This is a genomic window from Bacteroidota bacterium (genome assembly GCA_034723125.1).
GTDB lineage: Bacteria > Bacteroidota > Bacteroidia > CAILMK01 > JAAYUY01 > JAYEOP01.
Window position 1 is genome coordinate 1 of sequence record JAYEOP010000443.1, and the last position, 2,050, is coordinate 2,050.

Sequence of the window (2,050 nt, forward strand, 5' to 3'; positions counted from 1 at the left end):
TGGCGGTGTTATCAGAGAGAATGAAAGTTTTATTGCAGTGGGAGACTCAAAAATAATAGCAGGTGATCATGTGGTTGTATTCTCAGGACCTGATGTAATCAATAAGGTAGAAAAGTTCTTTAACTAACTCAAGTTTCGCATTTGAATATAAAGAATTGACATTCGGAAACTTATTAAATGTCGAGTTGTGATAACATAAAGAAAATCAATAGTATAATAATTCCATAATGAATTGTTTCATACTTTGTGATTCTTAGTGTCTTAGAGCCTTCGTGGCTAATTATCAATATCTTGCCACAAAGACACCAAGGCACAAAGTAGCACTAAGAAAAAATACACAGAATTATTATGCGAAACTTGAGTTAACTAATCAGTTAGCTACAAATCATAAAAATCAACTCAAACAGTTGGTAATATTTTTATAAATACGATATTTGCATCAAATATTTTATTCTAAATGATCAAATTTAAACTAATTATAAATGTACTAAGTCGTCTGATTGTTCTTGTGGGGGTATTTATGCTTTTAAGTTTGGTACCTTCATTTTATTATCATTCAGGGGATCATATAGCATTTATTATATCTTCAATAATATCCATAGCATCAGGTTCTTTACTTTATTTTTTAACTCGGAACAACGACCATTCACCTGGGAAAAAAGAAGGATATTTTATAGCTACACTTGGATGGATAGTAATTTCGCTCTTTGGTTCACTTCCTTTTATATTAAGTGGAGCAATCCCTAGTTTTACTAATGCATTTTTTGAAACAATGTCAGGCTTTACAACTACAGGAGCATCCATACTTACAGAAATTGAATCATTACCAAAAGGGATTTTATTTTGGCGAAGTATAATTCAATGGATTGGAGGCATGGGAATAATTGTGTTAACAGTAGCAATAATTCCATTTCTCGGTATTGGTGGAATGCAACTATTTGTAGCAGAAGTACCAGGACCTACTCCTGACAAATTACATCCAAGAATTACACAAACAGCAAAAAGGTTATGGATTATTTATGTTATTTTTACGCTTGCTGAAACTATTTTGTTGAAAATTGCAGGAATGTCAATTTTTGATGCTGTAAATCATAGCTTTACAACAATGGCAACTGGTGGTTACTCTACAAAAAATGCTAGTATTGCTGCTTTTAATAGCCCATACATACATTATATTATTACCGTTTTTATGTTTATTGCCGGAACAAATTTTACACTTTCATACTTTGCATTTAACGGTAATTTAAAAAAACTTATAAAAGACGATGAGTTCAAAAATTATTTTTTACTCGTTCTTTCAGCAGGATTAATAATAGCAGCTATATTATATTTGGGAGGAGGATTAAATCCTGAAAAATCCATCAGAGATTCTATTTTTCAAGTAGTATCAATAGTAACAACAACAGGTTTTGTTACTGCCAACTACGAGCATTGGGGATTATTTGCTACTATCTTTATTTTTATATTAATGTTTGTTGGAGGTAGTGCAGGCTCTACAGGTGGAGGTATGAAAATAATTAGATTACTATTACTTATAAGAAATACAAAAATGGAATTTAAGCGTCTTATTCATCCAAGAGCAGTTGTTTCTGTACGATTCAACGCTAAAGTTGTTCCTAATGAAGTTATTTTAAACATTCTCTCATTTTTCTTCTTGTATATTTTAATTTTTGTTTTTTCAAGTTTGGTAATGATAATATTAGGATTAGATTTTTACACAGCAATAGGTTCAGTTGCAGCTTCACTTGGAAATATTGGTCCAGGTATCGGGGATGTCGGTGCTGTAGGAAATTATGCGGAAATTCCTATTTTTGGAAAATGGTTTCTCTCATTTTTAATGCTACTTGGTCGTCTTGAATTGTTTACAGTTTTAATTTTATTTACAAAAATATTCTGGAAAAAATAAACCTTAAGAGGGGTCTATAAATAGTGCAAGCGGAAAAGGTGGAACAGCTAAAACTACGGCAAAGCAAATTTGATACAGCCTGTACATATTATTACAGGGCAAGCAGGAGCATGATTATTTCATGAAACTTGAAATAATATCGAA

At 31.5% G+C, this 2,050-nt stretch carries 1 protein-coding gene; it reads left to right on the top strand.

Going from position 1 to position 2,050, the window contains the following annotated elements:
* Positions 1–457 precede the first annotated feature (457 nt).
* Positions 458–1,906 carry a TrkH family potassium uptake protein gene (locus tag U9R42_11750; GenBank protein ID MEA3496697.1) on the top strand — a complete coding sequence of 483 codons (1,449 nt, stop codon included), beginning with the start codon at positions 458–460 and terminating at the stop codon, positions 1,904–1,906.
* Positions 1,907–2,050 lie beyond the last annotated feature (144 nt).